Annotated in this window: 20 protein-coding genes; 14 read left to right on the top strand and 6 right to left on the bottom strand. The window is 59.1% G+C overall.

Features of this window, described 5'->3' with window-relative positions; all coding sequences use genetic code 11:
- Together CER19_RS28950 and CER19_RS25535 are read left to right on the top strand one after the other, a co-directional pair.
- On the top strand, positions 1 to 264 hold a 264-nt coding region (locus CER19_RS28950; RefSeq protein ID WP_218568487.1), incomplete at its 5' end, for a hypothetical protein.
- Between the two features lie 109 nt (positions 265 to 373).
- Positions 374 to 1,747, top strand: a complete 1,374-nt coding sequence (locus tag CER19_RS25535) for an MFS transporter (RefSeq protein ID WP_116668419.1) — start codon at positions 374 to 376, stop codon at positions 1,745 to 1,747.
- Positions 1,748 to 1,806: 59 nt separating this feature from the next.
- Here CER19_RS25535 and CER19_RS25530 read toward each other — a convergent pair whose 3' ends face one another.
- From CER19_RS25530 to flgA, 4 genes are all read right to left on the bottom strand, one after another.
- Entirely contained in the window at positions 1,807 to 2,556 is a 750-nt protein-coding gene (locus tag CER19_RS25530; protein ID WP_014719585.1) for a flagellar brake protein, read from the bottom strand.
- A gap of 96 nt (positions 2,557 to 2,652) precedes the next feature.
- Positions 2,653 to 3,123 (bottom strand): flagella synthesis protein FlgN, encoded by a 471-nt coding sequence (locus CER19_RS25525; RefSeq protein WP_014719584.1) that lies wholly within the window; start codon positions 3,121 to 3,123, stop codon positions 2,653 to 2,655.
- A gap of 48 nt (positions 3,124 to 3,171) precedes the next feature.
- Positions 3,172 to 3,495: a flagellar biosynthesis anti-sigma factor FlgM gene (gene flgM / locus CER19_RS25520; RefSeq protein WP_003193581.1), complete on the bottom strand. Its 324-nt coding sequence runs from the start codon at positions 3,493 to 3,495 to the stop codon at positions 3,172 to 3,174.
- 141 nt (positions 3,496 to 3,636) lie between these two features.
- Entirely contained in the window at positions 3,637 to 4,401 is a 765-nt protein-coding gene (gene flgA, locus CER19_RS25515) for a flagellar basal body P-ring formation chaperone FlgA (RefSeq protein ID WP_014719582.1), read from the bottom strand.
- 74 nt (positions 4,402 to 4,475) lie between these two features.
- Here flgA and CER19_RS25510 point away from each other — a divergent pair, with 74 nt between their 5' ends.
- From CER19_RS25510 to CER19_RS25480, 7 genes are all read left to right on the top strand, one after another.
- Complete coding sequence (locus CER19_RS25510; RefSeq protein WP_003193578.1) at positions 4,476 to 5,408, top strand: chemotaxis protein CheV; 933 nt, start codon at positions 4,476 to 4,478, stop codon at positions 5,406 to 5,408.
- A gap of 42 nt (positions 5,409 to 5,450) precedes the next feature.
- Complete coding sequence (cheR, locus tag CER19_RS25505) at positions 5,451 to 6,278, top strand: protein-glutamate O-methyltransferase CheR (protein ID WP_014719581.1); 828 nt, start codon at positions 5,451 to 5,453, stop codon at positions 6,276 to 6,278.
- Positions 6,279 to 6,595: 317 nt separating this feature from the next.
- On the top strand, positions 6,596 to 7,003 hold the full coding sequence (gene flgB, locus CER19_RS25500; protein ID WP_003193573.1) for a flagellar basal body rod protein FlgB: 408 nt from the start codon (positions 6,596 to 6,598) through the stop codon (positions 7,001 to 7,003).
- Positions 7,004 to 7,006: 3 nt separating this feature from the next.
- Positions 7,007 to 7,450, top strand: a complete 444-nt coding sequence (gene flgC, locus CER19_RS25495; RefSeq protein WP_044267590.1) for a flagellar basal body rod protein FlgC — start codon at positions 7,007 to 7,009, stop codon at positions 7,448 to 7,450.
- Positions 7,451 to 7,466: 16 nt separating this feature from the next.
- A complete protein-coding gene (gene flgD, locus CER19_RS25490; protein ID WP_116668418.1) occupies positions 7,467 to 8,186 on the top strand; it encodes a flagellar hook assembly protein FlgD in 720 nt (239 codons plus the stop codon).
- A 31-nt stretch (positions 8,187 to 8,217) separates the two neighbouring features.
- A complete protein-coding gene (gene flgE / locus CER19_RS25485; protein WP_032879842.1) occupies positions 8,218 to 9,534 on the top strand; it encodes a flagellar hook protein FlgE in 1,317 nt (438 codons plus the stop codon).
- Between the two features lie 176 nt (positions 9,535 to 9,710).
- The gene (locus CER19_RS25480) at positions 9,711 to 10,799 is read left to right on the top strand and encodes a hypothetical protein (protein WP_178088132.1); all 1,089 of its coding nucleotides are present in this window, start codon (positions 9,711 to 9,713) and stop codon (positions 10,797 to 10,799) included.
- A 93-nt stretch (positions 10,800 to 10,892) separates the two neighbouring features.
- Here the strand turns inward: CER19_RS25480 and CER19_RS25475 are convergent, their stop codons facing one another.
- Entirely contained in the window at positions 10,893 to 13,787 is a 2,895-nt protein-coding gene (locus CER19_RS25475; protein ID WP_032879843.1) for a ribonucleoside-diphosphate reductase subunit alpha, read from the bottom strand.
- Between the two features lie 813 nt (positions 13,788 to 14,600).
- Between CER19_RS25475 and CER19_RS25470 the strand changes: the two genes are divergently transcribed.
- Both CER19_RS25470 and CER19_RS25465 read left to right on the top strand, forming a co-directional pair.
- Positions 14,601 to 15,326 carry a response regulator gene (locus CER19_RS25470; RefSeq protein ID WP_116668416.1) on the top strand — a complete coding sequence of 242 codons (726 nt, stop codon included), beginning with the start codon at positions 14,601 to 14,603 and terminating at the stop codon, positions 15,324 to 15,326.
- Positions 15,323 to 16,933, top strand: coding sequence for an ATP-binding protein (locus tag CER19_RS25465; RefSeq protein ID WP_116668415.1), 1,611 nt, complete (start codon positions 15,323 to 15,325; stop codon positions 16,931 to 16,933). The genes CER19_RS25470 and CER19_RS25465 overlap by 4 nt, the downstream gene beginning before the upstream one ends.
- A 104-nt stretch (positions 16,934 to 17,037) precedes the next feature.
- Here the strand turns inward: CER19_RS25465 and CER19_RS25460 are convergent, their stop codons facing one another.
- Positions 17,038 to 17,754, bottom strand: coding sequence for a 4'-phosphopantetheinyl transferase (locus CER19_RS25460; protein WP_116668414.1), 717 nt, complete (start codon positions 17,752 to 17,754; stop codon positions 17,038 to 17,040).
- Between the two features lie 138 nt (positions 17,755 to 17,892).
- Between CER19_RS25460 and CER19_RS25455 the strand changes: the two genes are divergently transcribed.
- From CER19_RS25455 to CER19_RS25445, 3 genes are read left to right on the top strand one after another with little or no spacing between them, the layout of a single operon-like run.
- Positions 17,893 to 18,201 carry a hypothetical protein gene (locus tag CER19_RS25455; RefSeq protein WP_116668413.1) on the top strand — a complete coding sequence of 103 codons (309 nt, stop codon included), beginning with the start codon at positions 17,893 to 17,895 and terminating at the stop codon, positions 18,199 to 18,201.
- An 18-nt stretch (positions 18,202 to 18,219) separates the two neighbouring features.
- Complete coding sequence (locus CER19_RS25450) at positions 18,220 to 18,897, top strand: response regulator (RefSeq protein ID WP_003193559.1); 678 nt, start codon at positions 18,220 to 18,222, stop codon at positions 18,895 to 18,897.
- Positions 18,894 to 20,240, top strand: coding sequence for an ATP-binding protein (locus tag CER19_RS25445; protein WP_116668412.1), 1,347 nt, complete (start codon positions 18,894 to 18,896; stop codon positions 20,238 to 20,240). The genes CER19_RS25450 and CER19_RS25445 overlap by 4 nt, the downstream gene beginning before the upstream one ends.
- The last annotated feature ends 178 nt before the right edge of the window (positions 20,241 to 20,418 follow it).

Raw genomic sequence — 20,418 nt, 5'->3', positions numbered from 1 at the left:
TGTGGGGTTTCCCCATGTGAGAGTAGGTCATCGTCAAGATTAAATTCCGAAACCCCAATTGCGAAAGCAGTTGGGGTTTTGTTTTGGGCGCTCGAAAAGAACGCCAACTTACAAAGCCTGCACAGCGTTCCATTGAAGCCTTTTGTACAGATACCCGAATACCAGTCGAACCTTGCGTGTTATCAAGGTTCACAGGTGGTGCGCCGTGTATTTATCTCCACGGTTATGTACCTCACAGACACCCACGTAGCGTCTGAGCTGTGAAACAAAATAATCCCCTGGAACAGGCCCTGCCGCCTGTCCGGATTCAACCGCCCCGGACTATCATGCAGATAGCCCTACCCCTCACCGCAAGGAGCCGCTCGGAACGCCGATGCGCCAGATCTGGAAATCTTTTCGAGCCCTTTATTTCGCCTCCTTGATGATGCTGATCGGCTCCGGCCTGCTTAGTACTTATCTGGCTTTGCGTCTGGCAGCAGACAATGTCGACAGCCTGTGGGTCGGTGCGCTGATGGCTGCCAACTATTTTGGCTTGGTGCTGGGCGGCAAGCTCGGGCACCGTCTCATTGCCCGGGTCGGGCATATTCGCGCCTACGCCACCTGCGCGGGCATCGTCGGTGCAGCGGTGCTGGGTCACGGTTTGATTGATTGGCTGCCAGCCTGGATTGTGCTGCGGATGATCGTGGGCCTGGGAATGATGTGCCAGTACATGGTCATCGAGAGTTGGCTCAATGAGCAGGCGGACGCCAAGCAGCGCGGCGTAGTGTTCAGCGGCTACATGATTGCGTCCTACCTTGGGTTGGTGCTGGGCCAACTGATCCTGGTCATGCACCCACATCTTGGGCTTGAGCTGTTGATGCTCGTGGCGCTGTGCTTTGCGCTGTGCCTGGTCCCGGTGGCAATGACCCGGCGCATTCACCCGGCCCCACTGCACCCGGCCCCGATGGAGCCACGCTTCTTTATCAAGCGCGTGCCACAGTCGCTCAGCACCGTGTTGGGCGCTGGGTTGATCGTCGGTTCATTCTACGGCTTGGCACCGCTCTACGCCTCTCAGCAGGGCCTGACGACTGAGCAAGTCGGTCTGTTCATGGGTAGCTGCATTTTTGCTGGATTGGTCGTGCAGTGGCCGCTGGGCTGGTTATCGGACCGCTATGACCGCGCGCTGCTGATTCGCTGCTTTGCCTTGTGCCTGGCGATAACGGCCTTGCCGTTGGCGATCATGACCCAGGTACCGCTGGAAGTGCTGTTCGTGGCAGGCTTCTTCTGTTCGCTGGTGCAGTTCTGCCTTTACCCCCTGGCGGTGGCCTTTTCCAACGACCATGTGGAAGGCGATCGTCGGGTATCACTGACGGCCATGTTGCTGGTGACCTACGGGATCGGCGCCAGCGTGGGGCCGCTGTTGGCCGGTGTGGTAATGAAGCTATTCGGCAGCCAGATGCTCTACGCGTTTTTCAGCCTGTGTGCGCTGATCCTGGTGTGGCGTATTCGACCCAAGGCGGTAACCAACCTGCATCAGGTCGACGACGCACCACTGCATCATGTGGCGATGCCCGATAGCATGTCCAGTTCGCCTTTGGTGGCTGCCCTTGACCCGCGGGTGGATGAGCAGGTGGTGCAGGAGCAGATGCAAGTCACTGTACCTGATCCAGAGCCCGTCCCTGAAACCGAGGAGTCAACGAGCGAAGAACCGCACGAGCCACCAGACCCGGACGAACATCCCCATGACTTAAGCAGGGCGCGCCCCTGAACGAAAAAACGGGCAGATCCCATCAGGATCTGCCCGTTTTTTATCTCAGCGTCTAACGCTTAAAGATCGTCGTCTTTATCGAAGCGCCGAGCTTCACGCTGCAATTGGTAGACAAAGCGTTCCACCTGTCGCTGCACCAAACCACTCATGTTGTGAAAGCGCACGCCGGCAAAGGTGGTGTTGATCTTGTCTTCGAAGTGCAGGTAGCGCAGTTCCACGGAGGTGGTCATGCTGCCAAAGGGCAGGGCAGCAATAAAGCGATCATAAACCTGGCCCAACTGCAGGCGCTCGGAGATATCGCCTTCAAAGCGCAATTTGCAGCCGGTTGCCGAGATGTCCAGCAGCTTACCGCTGATAGGTGCCTTGAGCTTCTCGCCACCCAACTGAATGTCCACCAACTGCGCAAGCTTGAGTGCGGCGCGGAAGGCATTGCGTCGTTGATGGTAAACCACTTCGCCGGGCAGGCTGCCGCTGTAGATGCGGTGGCCGCCTTTCTCGCTGATGGTCAAGGTGCCATTGCTTTCCCAGGCAACTCGCACGCCCTCATGGAAACCTTCGATACGGAAGGCTTCGCCATTCTCAAGGTAGCGTTCACCGTCACGGGGAATCATTTCGTCCAGTACCAGCGTCTTGCTGTCCCGGTCGATGTCCACCAGGTAGCTCTGGAAGCGCTGGCTGCGTTCGTGGAAAGTGATGATCAGCGGGTCATGGCTTTCTTGCAGCATCCGCAACGTGCTGGCGATTTCCAGAGGCGTGGTGAGCACCTTGGGTGGCTGCGGTGCATCTTCCGCATTAAGGGCGTTGAACACGGTTCTTCCATCTCCAGGCAAAATACGACTACACGCAAGAACCGGCATTTTGCCAGTATGTAGCGCGCCTTGGATAGGTCACGCTGTAAACCGGTGTCAGGCTTGGCTGCGGGTGCTTGGCTTGACCAGGCGTGAGGTGGAGCCTTGGGCGTTATACAGGGCCGGAGGCTCTCCGCCGTGCAGTATGCGCAGCTGATTGGCGGTCGTGGCTTGCTGAAGCTGGATCGACTGACCGTTGAGCAGGTTGGCTTCCTGGCACTGGGCGAGCAAATGGTTGAGTTCTTTGCTCTGTGCCAGCAGTTGATCGCCGACTGAAGAGTGGCTGGCCAGTTGTGCCAGGCCATCGTGGTCGGCAGGCAGGCCCAGGCTGATCAGAATCTCGCTGCGTTTCTTGCCGTGCTGTTCGAGCAAGACAATCAGCGACTGTTTGCGCGCCAGGATTTCTTCCAGCAAGGGCATATCCCGGCCGTATAAGGCCAGGGATTCTTCCTTCAGCAGCTCGAGCAATTGTTGCGTCGGCGCCAGATCATCAATGATCAGTTGGAGCAAATGTTCGTCGTGGTGCATGGCTGGCCTTGGGTTTTAAGCGTCCAAAAGCCCTGCGCAGGCCTTTGCCTAGCGCTCGGCTTCGAAGTTGAGCAGCTTGCTGGCTACACGGTTGCTGTCGACTTTATAGCTGCCATCGGCGATAGCCTGTTTCAACTCGGCCACACGGGCTTTATTGACGACGGGTTGATCGCGCAGCGAGTCAGTGACCTTCTGCAACTGTTGAGCCTCATTGCTCAGGTGTACCGATTCCCCACTCTGGCTAGCGGCGGCCTGCTCTGCTTTGGCAGGCAAGGGCTGCGGCTTGGCTTCTACGCTGTCCTTGGCACCGCCGGTGCGCGTATTGCCGGGCAAGGCCGGGGCGTTATTCAAACGACTGAAATCAATGACCATGTTGAAAAACCTCTGGGTATTTGGACGCTTGCCATGTTTTCGGCCATACCCGGGCAAACTTTAGGCTCGATTGACAATAAACCTGTTCGGCTCAATATCCAGCACACAGTGTAGGAAAAGCTGGCATTTGATTCCAGTCATCTATAGCGCTACCTCCACCTGGCCTGGCGCCGTGACCCGCGCCTTGATCACGCGATTGGAGTTGAGGTTCTTGACGCGGATCTGTTCGCTCATGCCGCCGTTGGACAAGGCCTCGCCCGGCATCCTGACGTTCAGCCCGCCACTGCTCGCGGAAATCACCACCTGGTCACCTTTGCGAATCACCTCGGCCTGTTCCAGATGAACCAGTGTAAGGACTTGGTCGGTGACCACGGGCCGCGTGAGTTTCTGCCCGACGGCCTGGTCCAGTGACGTCAGGTAGCCCTGGTTGATCAGGCTGATGTCCCTCTCGCGCAGCGCCACATCGTCGTAGCCGATGATGCCGGTGCGCTTCAACGGCCGCGCCACTACCACCACGTCGCGAAACAGCTTGACCTGCGCCGGCACAAATACCGTCCAGGGCGAGGCGCCCTCACAGCGCACCTTCACGGTCACACGGCCGATAGGCTGGGCGGGGCTTTCCAGGGTGGCTGTCAATTCCTTGTCGCACATTGGCATGCGCAAGCGTGGGTCCAACTGGTTGACCTGGATTTCATAACGCCCCGGCGTCTGGGTGGTCGCCAGATAATCTTCTACAGTGAACTCAAGAAAGCCTTGGGTGACGCCGATAAGTAGATCAGGCAGGGTAACGTTGTCGGCGCGGGCCGTGACGCCCAGACCCGAGACAAGCAGCGCCATCGCGGCGCAGAGCAGTCTGCGGTAGCGTGAGCGGCCAGGGTGTCGGGAAACTGTCGTTTTAATATCCATACTCAGTAAATAGCAAAGCTCGTGCCGTTTAGTGTTGGGTACGCGTCGTACCCCTAGGATTTAGGAGTCTGGGCATGGCAGGTGTAATGGATTCAGTAAACCAGCGCACACAGCTGGTAGGGCAGAATCGCCTGGAGTTGTTGCTTTTCCGCCTGGATGGCAATCAGTTGTATGGCATCAACGTGTTTAAGGTGCGTGAAGTACTGCAATGTCCCAAGTTGACGATCATGCCCAAGTCCAGTCCGGTGGTGTGTGGCGTGGCCAACATCCGTGGCGCGACCATTCCGATTCTTGACCTGGCCATGGCCACGGGGGCTGCGGGCTTGCAAGACCGCCAGAACCCTTTCGTGATCATCACCGAATACAACACCAAGACCCAGGGTTTCCTGGTGCGCTCCGTGGAGCGCATCGTCAATATGAACTGGGAAGAGATCCATCCGCCGCCCAAGGGCACGGGGCGCGATCACTACCTGACGGCGGTGACGCGTGTCGACAACCAGTTGGTAGAAATCATCGACGTGGAGAAGATCCTCGCCGAAGTGGCGCCCACCTCGGAAACTATTTCCGTCGGGGTGGTGGATGCCGAAACGGCACACAAGGCGGTTTCGCTGCGCGTATTGACCGTGGACGACTCTTCCGTGGCGCGCAAGCAGGTTACGCGTTGCCTGCAAACCGTCGGGGTGGAGGTGGTGGCCCTCAATGACGGGCGCCAAGCCCTGGATTACCTGCGCAAGCTGGCGGACGAAGGCAAGAAGCCCGAAGAAGAATTCTTGATGATGATCTCTGACATCGAGATGCCGGAAATGGACGGCTATACGCTCACGGCTGAAATACGTAACGATCCACGCATGCAAAAATTGCATATCATCCTGCATACTTCATTGTCGGGGGTATTCAATCAGGCAATGGTCAAGAAGGTCGGTGCGGATGACTTTCTGGCCAAATTCCGTCCTGATGACCTCGCATCCCGGGTAGTCGACCGGATCAAGGCAGCAGATCACGGCTAGGGGATGTCCCCCGGCGGTCACACGATTTAAGAGGCGGCATCATTGTCTACGGGTAATTTGGATTTCGAACAGTTCCGGGTCTTCCTGGAAAAAGCCTGTGGCATATTGCTCGGTGAAAACAAGCAGTACCTGGTATCCAGCCGTCTCAACAAGCTGATGGAACAGCAGGGCATCAAGTCCCTGGGTGAGTTGGTCCAGCGGATCCAGGGGCAGCCGCGCAGCGGGCTCAAGGAAATGGTGGTCGATGCCATGACCACCAACGAAACCTTATGGTTTCGCGATACCTATCCCTTTGAAGTGCTCAAGAACAAAGTGTTGCCCGAAGCCATCAAGGCCAGCCCGGGCCAGCGCCTGCGTATCTGGTCGGCAGCCTGTTCCTCAGGGCAGGAGCCGTACTCGATCTCGATGTCCATCGATGAGTTCGAGCGGACCAACATGGGCCAGTTGAAAGCCGGTGCGCAAATTGTGGCCACGGACCTGTCCGGCACCATGCTCACCAACTGCAAGACCGGTGAGTACGACAGCCTGGCCCTGGGCCGAGGTTTGTCCCAAGAACGCCTGCAACGCTACTTCGACCCCAAAGGGGCGGGGCGTTGGGCGATCAAGGCGCCGATCAAGAACCGCGTCGAATTTCGCTCGTTCAACCTGCTCGACAGCTACGCCAGCCTGGGCAAGTTCGACATGGTGTTCTGCCGCAACGTGCTGATCTATTTCTCGGCTGAAGTGAAGAAAGACATCCTGTTGCGTATCCATGGCACGCTCAAGCGTGGAGGTTATCTGTTCCTCGGTGCTTCCGAGGCATTGAACGGCCTGCCGGATCACTTCCAGATGGTGCAATGCAGCCCGGGGATCATCTACCAGGCCAAGTAGTCCGGGTACAGGCAATAAAACTGTGGGAGCCGGGCTTGCCCGCGATAGCGTTTTGTCAGTCTACGAATAGGTCGGCAGGCACTCCGCCATCGCAGGCAAGCCAGCTCCCACATTTGTTTGTTTTCTCGGCGAGCCGGCGTAAAGCGGCAAGCCCCATTGCCGCTTTAATGGCACTACGCGGAAATCGCTTGCCGCTTTTCTGGCATAGCCGCCGGCAACTCCCCTCTAAACCCTTGATATACGGGCTCCCGCAAGATTGGCATGCACCTTGCTATAACCCTGCTAACGAACAGCAGGTCAGCCTAAAGGTTTCCGCCATGAGCATCAGTTTCGATAAAGCGCTCGGTATCCACGAACAAGCCCTGGGCTTCCGCGCCCAGCGTGCCGAAGTCCTGGCCAACAATATTGCCAACGCCGACACCCCGAACTACAAGGCTCGGGACCTGGACTTCTCCGCCGTGCTCGCCGCACAGCAGGACAAGACCAAGAACGGCACCTTCGCCTTGAACATGACCAACAGCCGTCATATCGAAGCGCAAGGCCTGAGCAAGGGTGACGAGTCGCTGCTGTATCGCACGCCGATGCAGCCGTCGATCGACCAGAACACCGTCGACGCCCAGCTGGAGCAATCGAACTACGCCGAAAACTCGGTGAACTTCCAGGCTAGCTTCACCCTGCTCAACAGCAAATTCAAAGGGCTGATGTCAGCCCTGCGTGGAGAGTAAGCCATGTCCCTGTCCAGTGTTTTCAATATTGCCGGCAGTGGCATGAGCGCGCAGACCACGCGTTTGAACACCGTCGCCAGTAACATCGCCAACGCCGAGACCGTCTCGTCGAGCATTGACCAAACGTACCGCGCCCGCCACCCAGTGTTCGCCACCATGTTCCAGGGTGGTCAGGCAAGCGGCAGCGATTCGTTGTTCCAGAACCAGGACGCCGCCGGCTCAGGCGTGCAGGTGTTGGGCGTGGTCGAAGACCAGAGCAACCTGGAGGCCCGTTACGAGCCCAACCATCCGGCTGCGAACGAAAAGGGTTACGTCTACTACCCCAACGTCAACGTGGTCGAGGAAATGGCTGACATGATCTCCGCCAGTCGTTCGTTCCAGACCAATGCGGAAATGATGAACACCGCCAAGACCATGATGCAGAAGGTCCTGACCCTGGGTCAGTGATAAGGGGTGCCAAATAATGGCCATCGTTGATACGTCAAACAACACGGCAGTCCAGGACCTGTTCAACTCCAAGGTCAAGGACGCTTCGAACAATGTCTCGAATGTTTCCAAAGCGGCCACTGGCAACCAGTCGCTGGGCAAGGACGCATTCCTGCAGTTGCTGGTGACCCAGCTGAAAAACCAGAACCCGCTGTCGCCCCAGGACAACGGCGCGTTCGTGGCCCAACTTGCCCAGTTCAGCAGCCTGGAAGGCATCAACACCCTGAACGACTCGGTGAACAACATCTCCAGCAACTTCAGCTCTTCGCAAGCGCTGCAGGCTTCGTCGCTGGTGGGGCGGTCGATCATTATCCAGACCGACAAAGCCATGGTTGATACCAGCAAGAGCATGAACGGTTCGGTGGCGGTGCCATCGGCGGTGGGCAACGTGTCCGTCAAGATCACCGACAAGGACGGCAACGTCGGGCGCACCGTGGATATGGGCGCGCAGAGTGCCGGCAGCCAGAGCTTTATCTGGGACGGCAAGAACGACAAGGGTGAGGTCGCCCCAGCCGGCACCTACACCTTCAATGCCTCCACCAAGAACGACAAAGGTGACGCGGTGGCCCTGGCCACCTCGCTGCCGGCCACGGTAACCAGCGTGACCTTGAGCAAGACCGGCGGCGAAATGCTGCTCAATCTTGCAGGCGGCATGGGCAGCGTCAAGCTGTCGCAAATTCAGACTATCGGTACATAGAGCCGGCTATATACGGCAGAGGGAGAGAAACATGTCTTTTAATATCGGCCTTAGCGGCCTCTATGCGGCCAACAAACAACTGGACGTGACCGGCAACAACATCGCCAACGTCGCGACCACTGGCTTCAAGTCATCCCGTGCGGAGTTCGCCGATATCTACGCGGCTTCCAAGCTGGGCACCGGCCAGAACAGTATCGGCAACGGTGTGAACCTGGCGGCTGTGTCCCAGCAGTTCACCCAGGGCGACGTCAACGGGAGTGGCGGCATCCTCGACATGGCGATCCAGGGTGGTGGCTTCTTCGTGCAGAAGGGCAGCGACGGCTCGCTGGAATACACCCGTAGCGGTGCCTTCCGTGCGGACAAAGACGGCTATATCACCAACAACACCGGCACCTCGCGCCTGCAGGGCTATGCCGCGGACGAGAATGGCAAAATCACCAAAGGCGGTCTGGTTGACCTGCAGCTGAACCTGGCGAACCTGCCACCGAAGGCGTCTACCAAGGTGGACTCTTCCAGCAACCTGAACTCCTCGTCGCCGGTGATCGATCAGTCCAAGAACCCGTTTGATCCAACCAAGTCCGAAACCTTCACCACGCAATACAGCACCACCTTGTACGACTCCCAGGGCAACGCGCACCCGATGGTGCAGTACCTGGTGAAAACCGATGCCAATCAGTGGCAGGCCTACACCTTGATCGATGGCCGCAATCCTGATGGTTCGGCTCCTACCGGTACCGGTGCTGACGTGAAGGCGCCTGTGCCGTCGACGTTGAGCTTCGATGGTGCTGGTAACCTCAAGAGCATCGTGACCGGCGGAGTTGCCGGTAACACCTTGACCATCAAGGATTGGGTACCTGGCACGGTGACCGATGGCGTATGGAAGGCTAACGATGCGACGGCGAACAAGGACGGCATCGCCATCAACATGGGCACTGTCACCCAGTACAACTCAGCCAGCTACCGTAACCCGCCAGTCACAGATGGTTACGCCACCGGCCAGATCACCGGCCTGAAGATCGATGGCAGTGGTGTGCTTTTCGCCACCTTCAGTAACCAGCAGAGCAAGGCCATCGGCCAGATTTCCCTGGCCAGCTTCAACAACGAGCAGGGCCTGCAGCCCGCCGGCGGTACAACCTGGAAAGAGACCTTCGCGTCGGGCCAGCCGGGCTTCGACGCACCGGAATCTGGCACGCTGGGGTCGATCAAGGCCACCTCCCTGGAGAACTCCAACGTAAACCTGACCAACGAACTGGTGGACCTGATCAAGGCCCAGAGCAACTACCAGGCGAACGCCAAAACCATCTCCACCCAAAGCACCATCATGCAGACCATCATTCAGATGACCTGATACCGCTACTCAAATACCTGCACACAAAAAGCCCCTCAAACGAGGGGCTTTTTTTTGTGCGCGCGTTACTAGTTTACCGCTTGTTTCCTTTCGCCTTTTTGCTGGAACGCCCAACGTCCATTGCGCCACCGACGGGTCACGGGCGCATGTCGCCCATGGACCATTGGGAGAGAGGCATGGCGATATACAAGCAGTGGGAGGGGGCGCCATCAGGTAGCCATTGGTTTGTTCGGAATAACTACAGCGCCGGTCTGTACGGACGCAAAAGTCAGTCGGATGAACCCGGGGGAGGCAAGTCCTCTGATGCTGAATCGGTGAGGCAACTGCTCAATGAGTTGAGGGATGCCGAGAAAACATCCAAGAGCCAGACCGTTCAAGACCTTCGTGACAAGTTGAACGAGAAGCGCGAAGAGCTGGGGGATGAAAAGTTCAAGGAGATCATGCAGGAGTTGATGGAGAAGGCAGACGTCTCCTGGCTGGAGATGCTGCGGCGCCTGATGAATGAATGGTTTCCGGAAACGGACGATACATCACCCACGCCTTCGCCGCCTTCTCCTGGCCCGTCGCCAGGTGGTGGCGGTGGTGGCAGGCCAAGCCCCGGTAATTTTGGGCCCAGCGAGCCCATGAGTAATCTGCCGATTACGGAAGGTTCCAAGCACTTCAACTACAAGCCTGATCAAAGTAACCCAGGGAAAAAACCGGACAACATCTGGAGTGGATTCAGCCAGGGCCCCGATGGCAATTGCGTCACGGTTTCAGCGATAAAGGGCGCAATGATGAAGTTTGGTCAAAAACCCACTGACGTTTTCAAGGAGGTAAAAGAGACGGCAGACGGTTATCACGTGAAGATGCGCGATGGCTTCGAACTTAATCTATCCAAGGATGAATTAAAGCAGGCGGCCAGGTATGCGCAGTTCAAGGGTGACAATCCGGGCATGCTGACCGATGCCAACTTCATGTTTGCAGCGAGCGCGAAGCGGGCACAGATGGAAGGTAATGGCCTGGACGACAACCCTAGCCAATCAAAAAGAAGCTTCGCCCATGCGATGCAAAGTTTGAACAACGGCGAAATGCCCCACGAAGCATTGGATAGGCTGGGGTTGAAAGGGCTTTACAGGCAGTCTTCAAGCAGTGAGCTGGCGAGCGGCAAGCTCGGTGTCGTGGCCTACGATCGCCATTCGATGGCGGTCATAGACGGGCGCGTGGAGTTGTGGGGGCGCAGAGGTGGCGCGCCGAAGCAGGGTATTGCGTACGCGTTTCTCTAAGGCGGTCAGCAAAAAGCCCGATAAACCCTATGCAGTCGGGGTCTATCGGGCTTTTTCAATCCAGGGGGGGCAATCCCCCTGGACTGGCTCAGCTTATTGGCAAGCTTCGCAATCCGGCTCGTCAATTGCGCAGGCCTTTGGCACAGGTGCCGGGCCGGCGGGTGCTGCGAGTACCGAATCATCACCATGGTTGCCGCTAGAAACAGCGTTCAGCTTACCGGTGTTGATGGTCGACTTCTCGGTGCTGGTCGCGGCCAGGGCACGGAGGTAGTAAGTGGTTTTCAGGCCACGGTACCACGCCATGCGGTAGGTCACGTCCAGCTTCTTGCCCGAGGCGCCGGCGATGTACAGGTTCAGGGACTGGGCCTGGTCGATCCACTTCTGACGACGGCTGGCGGCGTCAACGATCCACTTGGTGTCCACTTCGAAAGCGGTTGCATAGAGCTCTTTGAGTTCTTGCGGGATGCGTTCGATCTGCTGCACGGAACCGTCGTAGTACTTCAGGTCGTTGATCATGACCGAGTCCCACAGGCCGCGAGCCTTCAGGTCGCGAACCAGGTACGGGTTGATCACGGTGAATTCGCCCGACAGGTTCGATTTCACATACAGGTTCTGGTAGGTCGGTTCGATCGACTGCGACACGCCAGTGATGTTGGCGATGGTGGCGGTCGGTGCGATGGCCATGATGTTGGAGTTACGAATACCTTTCTGCACACGGGCACGTACCGGCGCCCAGTCCAGGGTTTCGTTCAGGTCAACGTCGATGTACTTCTGGCCACGGGCCTCGATCAGGATCTGTTGCGAATCCAGCGGCAGGATGCCCTTGGACCACAGCGAACCCTGGAACGTCTCGTAGGCGCCGCGCTCGTCGGCCAGGTCGCAGGAAGCCTGGATCGCGTAGTAGCTGACCGCTTCCATGGACTTGTCGGCGAACTCGACCGCTGCATCGGAACCGTAAGGGATGTGCTGCAGGTACAAGGCGTCCTGGAAGCCCATGATCCCCAGGCCAACCGGACGGTGCTTGAAGTTGGAGTTCTGCGCCTGTGGCACCGAGTAGTAGTTAATGTCGATCACGTTATCGAGCATGCGTACGGCGGTGTTGACGGTGCGTTCCAGCTTGGCGGTGTCCAGCTTGCCGTTGACGATGTGGTTCGGCAGGTTGATCGAGCCCAGGTTGCAAACGGCGATCTCGTCCTTGTTGGTGTTCAAGGTGATCTCGGTGCACAAGTTCGAGCTGTGGACCACGCCCACGTGCTGCTGCGGGCTGCGCAGGTTGCATGGGTCCTTGAAGGTCAACCATGGGTGGCCGGTTTCGAACAGCATGGACAGCATTTTGCGCCACAGGTCTTTGGCCTGGATGGTCTTGAACAGCTTGACCTTGCCTGGGTACTCGGTGAGGGCTTCGTAGTACTCGTAGCGCTCTTCGAAGGCCTTGCCGGTCAGGTCGTGCAGGTCTGGCACTTCGGATGGCGAGAACAGGGTCCACTTGCCGTCATCGAAGACGCGCTTCATGAACAGGTCAGGGATCCAGTTGGCGGTGTTCATGTCGTGGGTACGACGACGGTCATCACCGGTGTTCTTGCGCAGCTCGATGAACTCTTCAATGTCCATGTGCCAGGTTTCCAGGTAGGCACACACAGCGCCTTTGCGCTTGCCACCCTGGTTCACGGCGACGGCGGTGTCGTTCACTACTTTCAGGAACGGTACAACGCCCTGGGACTTGCCGTTGGTGCCCTTGATGTAAGAACCCAGTGCACGCACCGGGGTCCAGTCGTTACCCAGGCCGCCGGCGAATTTGGACAGCATGGCGTTGTCGTGGATCGCGTGGTAGATGCCCGACAGGTCATCCGGCACGGTGGTCAGGTAGCAGCTCGACAACTGAGGACGCAGGGTGCCTGCGTTGAACAGGGTCGGGGTCGACGACATGTAGTCGAAGGACGACAGCAGGTTGTAGAACTCGATGGCACGGTCTTCTTTGTTCTTCTCTTCGATCGCCAGGCCCATGGCCACGCGCATGAAGAACACTTGCGGCAGTTCGAAGCGGATACCGTCCTTGTGGATGAAGTAACGGTCGTACAGGGTTTGCAGGCCCAGGTAGGTGAACTGCTGGTCACGCTCGTGGTTGATCGCCTTGCCGAGTTTTTCCAGGTCGAAGGTGGCCAGGATCGGGTTCAGCAATTCGAATTCGATACCTTTGGCGATATAGGCCGGCAGGGCCTTGGCGTACAGGTCGGCCATCTCGTGGTGAGTGGCGCTGTCGGCGACTTTCAGGAAGCCCAGGCCTTCGGCACGCAGGGTGTCCATCAGCAGGCGGGCGGTCACGAACGAGTAGTTCGGCTCACGCTCTACCAGGGTACGGGCGGTCATCACCAGGGCGGTGTTGACGTCGGTCAGGGCTACGCCGTCGTACAGGTTCTTCAGGGTTTCGCGCTGGATCAGGTCACCGTCGACTTCTTCGAGGCCTTCGCAGGCCTCGGTGATGATGGTGTTCAGGCGGCCCAGGTCCAGCGGGGCAAAGCTGCCGTCAGCCAGGGTGATGCGGATCGACGGGTGCGCTTGTACGGCGGCTTCTTCGGCCGGGGAGCGTACGGCACGTTCCTTGGCGCGCGAATCACGGTAGATCACGTAGTCGCGGGCTACTTTCTGCTCGCCGGCACGCATCAGGGCCAGTTCGACCTGGTCCTGGATTTCTTCGATGTGGATGGTGCCGCCCGATGGCATGCGACGCTTGAACGTCGCGGTGACCTGTTCGGTCAGGCGGGCAACGGTGTCGTGGATGCGCGACGAAGCGGCTGCGGTGCCGCCTTCAACTGCAAGAAACGCTTTGGTGATGGCGACGGTGATTTTGTCATCGGTATAAGGAACGACAGTGCCGTTACGCTTGATCACGCGCAGTTGGCCAGGTGCAGTGGCGGACAGATCCAGGTTCGAATCAGCGGCCTGCGGCACGGAGCCTTGCGGGTTCTCGCGAGTTGTGTCGGTTTGCATGAGGGGGTGTCTCCACATTCTATATTTATTTGGGCACCATCACGGTGCCCACCGTTCCGTCCTGAAGCACTTACAGCAGGCCTGGGCCTGGCATAACAACTTCGGGACAGGAGGAAGGGAGCTCATCGCGCCGCTTCCATGCCGAAGTCTTTGGTTCGGGGCCGGGGAGCCCTTAGCCGTATTCCTGGTGGGTGACAGTGGCCCCATTCAAGCCCTGCAACACCCGTACCGTTTTCTGCCAATCGGGCTGGAAAACGGTTGCCATCCGCGTGCGCGGTTTGGGCTTTCAAAAAATGCTTTGGTTCAACCAAACACGAGCAAGAAAGCGCTTGAGTTTCTTGTCTGATCTGTGTTTGGTCTTTTCGCTTAAAACCCTACATGTAGGGTTTTTTTAGCGCCGAGGTACAAGATAATGCGTTTTCGGGGGCTTAGCAACGCACTACCTGTGGATAACGCTGTGGGTAAAATGTGTATGAATCGTGGAACACCCGTGTAGGCCGCATTACTACTGGATTACACCGTTTGTCACCGAATATTCCCGGGTAGAAACTGCCGGCGGGAATTTTGAGGGCGCGAACCCTACCACAAAAAATCGCCATGACCGAATGGATTTCCCGGCTTGTGTTCAAGGGCCGGTGCATGGCTACAATCGGCCTTGATCTGGGCGATAGCGTGCTTGCTCCATATGACAACTGTAGGAGCGAGCTTGCTCGCGAACATCGTCAACGATAATGCAGCAACCCTGGATAAATGCGGTGCCCTTGCGTTCTTCGCGAGCAAGCTCGCTCCTACAATAGAGAACCGAGGTAGCGCATGGAGCAAGAAGCCTGGCAGATACTGATCGTCGAGGACGACGAGCGACTCGCCGAGTTGACCCGTGAGTACCTGGAAAGCAACGGCCTGCGTGTGTCGGTGGAAGGTGATGGTGCCGAGGCCGCGGCGCGCATCATCGCAGAGCAGCCCGACCTGGTGATCCTCGACCTGATGCTGCCCGGCGAAGACGGCCTGAGCATCTGCCGCAAGGTGCGCGAGCGTTATGACGGCGTGATCCTGATGCTCACCGCGCGCACCGACGACATGGACCAGGTGCTGGGCTTGGACATGGGCGCCGACGACTATGTGTGCAAACCCGTGCGCCCGCGTTTGTTGCTGGCGCGTATCCAGGCGCTGCTGCGCCGCAGCGAACCGGTGTTGCCCGTTGCAGTGGAAAACCAGCGCCGCCTGCAGTTTGGTCCGCTGGTGGTGGACAATGCCTTGCGCGAAGCCTGGTTGCATGAGGACAGCATCGAACTGACCAGCGCTGAATTCGACTTGCTGTGGCTGCTGGTTGCGAACGCCGGGCGCATCCTGTCCCGCGAAGAAATCTTCATAGCTCTGCGTGGTATCGGCTATGACGGCCAGGATCGCTCCATTGACGTGCGTATCTCGCGCATTCGGCCAAAGATCGGCGACGATCCGATCCACCCACGCCTGATCAAGACCATCCGCAGCAAAGGCTACCTGTTCGTCCCCGAAGCTGCTGCCGATATGCCGCTGTGAACTCGATCTTCCTGCGCATCTACGGCGGCATGTGCGCGGCGCTGATCCTGGTGGCGTTACTCGGCGCCCTGGCACTGCACCTGCTTAATGACGTGCGCAGCGGCCAGTACCGTGAGCGCCTGGCCCACGGCACCTTTGCGTTGATGGGCGATAACCTGCAACCCATGAGCGCCATTGAACGGCAGCGCGCCTTGGCGGTGTGGGAGCGTTTGCTTGGTATTCCGCTGGAGCTGCGCACGTTCACCGAGGCGCAATTGGACCTGGGCCAGCGCAACCGCCTGCAACGCGGCCAGGTCCTGGTGGAACAGACCGGGCCTCATGCGGCGCGGGTGCTGCGGTTGGTCAGCGAGCAAGAGCAATTGGTGCTTACCGGCGAAGTGCAGCAGATCAGCGAACAATTGGCCCGTGCGACTATTTACCTGCTGGCCGACGAACTGGTGCGTTTCCCGGTGGCCGAACAGCCTCAGCGCCTGGCCGACATCAAGCACGCCAAGGGTTTTGGTTTTGAAATGCACTTGACGGCCCTTGACCAGGCCGACATGGATGACGACCAGCGTCGTCGCGTGGCGGAGGGCGATACGGTGATGGCGCTGGGCAAGGGCGGCGATTCGATTCGCGTGTTTGCCGGCATGGTCGGCACCCCGTGGGTACTGGAGATCGGCCCGCTGTACCAGATGAACCCATACCCGGCCCAATGGCTGATCCTGATCACCTTGATTGGCCTGACCCTGATCGGCTTGATCGTCTATCTGCTGGTGCGACAACTTGAGCGCAGGCTCAAAGGCCTGGAGGCGGCGGCCACGCGTATCGCCAAGGGCAATCTGGAAGTGCGCGTGCCTGCCCGCGGTGCCGACTCGGTCGGGCGGCTGGCGGCAGCCTTCAATGGCATGGCCGAGCACCTGCAGCAATTGCTGGCGATTCAGCGCGAGCTGGTGCGCGCAGTCTCCCACGAGCTGCGCACGCCAGTCGCGCGCCTGCGTTTTGGCCTGGAGATGATCGGTGACGCCGCCACGCCCGAAGCCCGGCGCAAATACCTGGAAGGCATGGACGGCGATATCCAGGACCTCGATGGCCTGGTGGACGAGATGCTCACTTATGCCCGCTTGGAGCAGGGTGCGCCGGAGCTGAATTTCCAGCGCGTGGACCTTAATGCATTGCTCGACCAGGTGATTGGCGAATTATCGCCATTGCGCCCGCAGGTCACCGTCACCCGGGGTATTTGCCTGTCCTCGGCACATTGGGATGACGCCTGGGTCGACGCTGAACCGCGCTACCTGCACCGCGCCCTGCAAAATCTGGTGAGTAACGCCATGCGCCACGCCAGAGGCCAGGTGCTCATCAGCTATCAGGTAGGGCAGGTGCGCTGTCGCATCGATGTGGAAGACGACGGCCCCGGTGTGCCGGAAAGCGCCTGGGAGCGGATCTTCACGCCGTTCCTGCGCTTGGATGACAGCCGTACCCGCGCTTCTGGCGGGCATGGCCTGGGCTTGTCGATCGTGCGCAGGATTATCTATTGGCACGGCGGGCGGGCGTTGATCAGCAAGAGTAACAACCTGGGCGGGGCGTGCTTCAGCCTGAGCTGGCCCAGGGATCAAGATAAGCCCTGACTCCCTAACTGTAGGAGCGAGCTTGCTCGCGAAAAACGTCAACGATAACGCGTGCTTCCTGAATGAACGCAGCGCCTGCGAGTTTTTCGCGAGCAAGCTCGCTCCTACATTGCGATAGCCACCAGGCTCAACAACTGCTCGCCTTGCACCACAAACTGCCCTTCCAGCTCTTTGCCATGCTTCCATTCTTCCGAAAGATCGGTCAGCAACCGCAACCGCACCCTCCCCGCCGCTGACCACTCCAACACCTCGGCATGCTCGAAATAAAAGCGCTTGTGCACGATCGGATAGAGCGCCTTGAACAGGCTTTCCTTTACCGAAAACGTCAGCGTCACCAGCAAGGCGTGTTGCTCACGGGGTAGGGTGGCCATGCGTTGCAATTCATTGGCCGTCAGGATTTCCCCTGCCAGGCGTTCGGCCCGTTCCACTGCGAGCAGGTTCTCCAGGTCCATGCCCAGCCCGCGCCATTGCGCCTTGTGCCCGACAATCGCCGCAGCATGCCCGGTGCTGTGGGTGATGGAGCCACTGATATGCCCTGGCCAGACCGGGGCGCGGTCTTCACCGATGGCCGGGATGCAGGGCAGATGATCGAGTCGTTGCAGCGCTTCGCGGGCGCACAGGCGACCGGCGAGAAATTCCGCCTGGCGCTTGGCGACCGAGCGTTGGATGCTCGCGGGCGGTGGCACATCGCAGCGCTGGAAATCGCCGGGGTTCAATAGAGCCGGGTCGAATCGCGTGCTCAAAAACACCGTGCCCGGCAAAGAAACCGGCAACGGCCAATGATCATCGAGTGGGGTGCAGCAAGCGGGTAGGGGCGTCATGTGCGGTATTTTGCCGAGTTGGCGGGCCAGTGGATAGTCCGGTGCAGTTCAGCTGCGGTTCAGAGCCTGTTCAGGGGGAGTTCAGGGGCGCCTGCGTAGTCTGGACCCCACAGCCTAAACGCGTATGAGGTAACCACCATGACTGCGATCAAAAAGCTGATGTTGGCCTTGACCATGCTCGGCGCCACTGCCGGCGTGCAGGCGTCCGATGGCGCATTTGCGGCCTTTGGCAGCGAGAAAACCAAAAAATCCAGCAACCTGATCCATCGTGTCAGCTTCGAAGATGCTGGCACTCAGGCCGCGCCGTGGGGCCAGGCCCTGGGCGCTACCTCTGCGCAACCGGACTATCGCAGCGGCTACACGCACCTGACCGGCCACTACAATGGCATAAAACTGCGCCCCCAAGAGCTGCAGGGCCGCTATGATATCCCCCTGTCGGCTAGTTGAATTGCAGTGGAGAACTTTATGAAATTGCTGGTGGTGGAAGATGAGGCGCTGCTGCGTCATCACCTGTTTACCCGCCTGACCGACAGCGGGCATGTGGTCGAAGCCGTGGCCAATGCCGAAGAAGCCCTGTACCAGACCGGCCAATTCAACCATGACCTGGCGATCATCGACCTTGGCCTGCCCGGTATGGGCGGCCTGGACCTGATTCGCCAGTTGCGCACCCAGACCAAGACCTTCCCGATCCTGATCCTGACCGCCCGCGGCAACTGGCAGGACAAGGTTGAAGGCCTGGCGGCCGGGGCCGACGACTACGTGGTCAAGCCGTTCCAGTTCGAAGAGCTGGAGGCGCGCATGAACGCCTTGCTGCGCCGCTCCAGCGGTTTTACCCAGTCGACTATCGTTGCCGGGCCGCTTTTGCTGGACCTCAACCGCAAGCAAGCCTCCCTGGACGAGCAACCCTTGGCGCTGACCGCCTATGAGTATCGGATCCTCGAATACTTGATGCGCCATCATCAACAGGTGGTCGCCAAGGACCGCTTGATGGAACAGCTGTACCCGGATGACGACGAGCGCGATCCAAACGTGATCGAAGTGCTGGTCGGCCGCCTGCGCCGCAAGCTGGAAGGCCCGGCCGGGTTCAAGCCAATTGATACCGTGCGTGGCCTGGGCTACCTGTTCAATGAGCGCTGCCGTTGATTCGTTCGCTACGTGTGCGCCTGATGCTGGCGGCCGCCCCCCTGGCCGTGCTGTTTATGCTCGGCTTGTTGCCGGCCATGCAAGGCGCATTTAGCCTGGCGCTGCAGGATTCCATCGAACGGCGTCTGGCGTCGGATGTGCCCACTCTGATTTCCGCGGCGCGGGTCGACAATAACCGCCTGCTGATGCCGGCGCAGTTGCCCGATGAGCGTTTCAACCTCACCGACAGTCGGCTGCTGGGCTATATCTACGACCGTGAAGGCCATCTGGTATGGCGCTCGCGGGCGACCCAGGAAGAAAACATCAACTACAAACCGCGCTACGACGGGCGGGGCAACGAGTTTGCGCGGATTCGTGAGGCCAATGGCCAGGAATTCTTTGTGTATGACGTCGAGGTCCGGCTGCTGGGAGGCAAGAGCGCGGCATTCAGCATTGTCGCCCTGCAGCCGGTACGCGAATACCAACTGACCCTCGAAGGCCTGCGTGAAAACCTCTACCTCGGGTTTGGCGCGGCCTTGCTGGTGTTGTTGACGTTGTTGTGGCTGGGGCTGACCTGGGGCCTGCAAGCCCTGCGGCGCCTGAGCCATGAGCTCGACCAGATCGAAGGCGGCACCCGCGAAAGCCTCAGCGAAGAACACCCCCGCGAACTGCTGCGCCTGACCGGCTCCCTGAACCGCTTGCTGCACAGCGAGCGCGAACAGCGTGCGCGCTACCGCGACTCCCTCGATGACTTGGCCCACAGCCTGAAAACCCCGTTGGCGGTGTTGCAGGGCGTGAGTGAAGACATGGCCCAGCGCCCGGAAGAACGTAGCCAGGCGTGGGTGTTGCAATCGCAGATCGAACGCATGAGCCAGCAGATCGGTTACCAGTTGCAGCGTGCCAGCCTGCGTAAAAGCGGCCTGGTGCGCCACCAGGTACGTCTGGAACCGGTGGTGCAAAGCCTGTGCGATACATTGGAAAAGGTTTATCGCGACAAGCGGGTCACCGTGACCTTTGATCTGCCCCAGGGCTGTGAGGTGCCCATCGAAAAAGGCGCCTTGCTGGAGATGCTCGGCAACCTGCTGGAAAACGCCTACCGCCTGTGCCTCAAGCAAGTGCGTATCAGCCTGCTGGAAAATCTCGATGGTATCGAGCTGTGTATCGAAGATGACGGCCCTGGCGTACCAGCGGACCAGCGCGCACGGATCCTGCAACGCGGCGAACGGCTCGACCGCCAGCACCCGGGGCAGGGGATCGGGCTGGCGGTGGTCAAGGACATCATTGAAAGCTATCACGCGCGGTTGACGCTTGGGGATTCAGCGTTGGGTGGGGCGGCGTTCAGGATTCACTTTCCTGCCTTGTGATCTGCAGTGGCCTCATCGCAGGCAAGCCAGCTCCCACATTTGAATGTATTCACACATCCAATTGTGTAAACCCGATCAACTGTGGGAGCTGGCTTGCCTGCGATGAGGCCCTCCCAGCCAATACACCTCTAACTCTCCTGCGCTCTGTAGGCTCCCGGCGTCAACCCCGTCCACTTCT

The sequence above is a fragment of the Pseudomonas sp. GL93 genome (assembly GCF_003408955.1).
GTDB lineage: Bacteria > Pseudomonadota > Gammaproteobacteria > Pseudomonadales > Pseudomonadaceae > Aquipseudomonas > Aquipseudomonas paracarnis.
This window is presented reverse-complemented; position numbering and strand designations above follow the sequence as displayed.

What these genes read in the sequence shown, in the direction of transcription:
- flgD (WP_116668418.1), top strand. Translation starts at nt 7,467, where the DNA reads ATGGCCATCGTTGATACGTCAAACAACACGGCAGTCCAGGACCTGTTC.
- flgE (WP_032879842.1), top strand. Translation starts at nt 8,218, where the DNA reads ATGTCTTTTAATATCGGCCTTAGCGGCCTCTATGCGGCCAACAAACAA.
- CER19_RS25450 (WP_003193559.1), top strand. Translation starts at nt 18,220, where the DNA reads ATGAAATTGCTGGTGGTGGAAGATGAGGCGCTGCTGCGTCATCACCTG.
- CER19_RS25535 (WP_116668419.1), top strand. Translation starts at nt 374, where the DNA reads ATGCGCCAGATCTGGAAATCTTTTCGAGCCCTTTATTTCGCCTCCTTG.
- flgC (WP_044267590.1), top strand. Translation starts at nt 7,007, where the DNA reads ATGTCCCTGTCCAGTGTTTTCAATATTGCCGGCAGTGGCATGAGCGCG.
- flgM (WP_003193581.1), bottom strand. Translation starts at nt 3,495, where the DNA reads ATGGTCATTGATTTCAGTCGTTTGAATAACGCCCCGGCCTTGCCCGGC.
- CER19_RS25510 (WP_003193578.1), top strand. Translation starts at nt 4,476, where the DNA reads ATGGCAGGTGTAATGGATTCAGTAAACCAGCGCACACAGCTGGTAGGG.
- CER19_RS25460 (WP_116668414.1), bottom strand. Translation starts at nt 17,754, where the DNA reads ATGACGCCCCTACCCGCTTGCTGCACCCCACTCGATGATCATTGGCCG.
- CER19_RS25475 (WP_032879843.1), bottom strand. Translation starts at nt 13,787, where the DNA reads ATGCAAACCGACACAACTCGCGAGAACCCGCAAGGCTCCGTGCCGCAG.
- flgB (WP_003193573.1), top strand. Translation starts at nt 6,596, where the DNA reads ATGAGCATCAGTTTCGATAAAGCGCTCGGTATCCACGAACAAGCCCTG.
- CER19_RS25525 (WP_014719584.1), bottom strand. Translation starts at nt 3,123, where the DNA reads ATGCACCACGACGAACATTTGCTCCAACTGATCATTGATGATCTGGCG.
- flgA (WP_014719582.1), bottom strand. Translation starts at nt 4,401, where the DNA reads ATGGATATTAAAACGACAGTTTCCCGACACCCTGGCCGCTCACGCTAC.
- CER19_RS25470 (WP_116668416.1), top strand. Translation starts at nt 14,601, where the DNA reads ATGGAGCAAGAAGCCTGGCAGATACTGATCGTCGAGGACGACGAGCGA.
- CER19_RS25480 (WP_178088132.1), top strand. Translation starts at nt 9,711, where the DNA reads ATGGCGATATACAAGCAGTGGGAGGGGGCGCCATCAGGTAGCCATTGG.
- CER19_RS25455 (WP_116668413.1), top strand. Translation starts at nt 17,893, where the DNA reads ATGACTGCGATCAAAAAGCTGATGTTGGCCTTGACCATGCTCGGCGCC.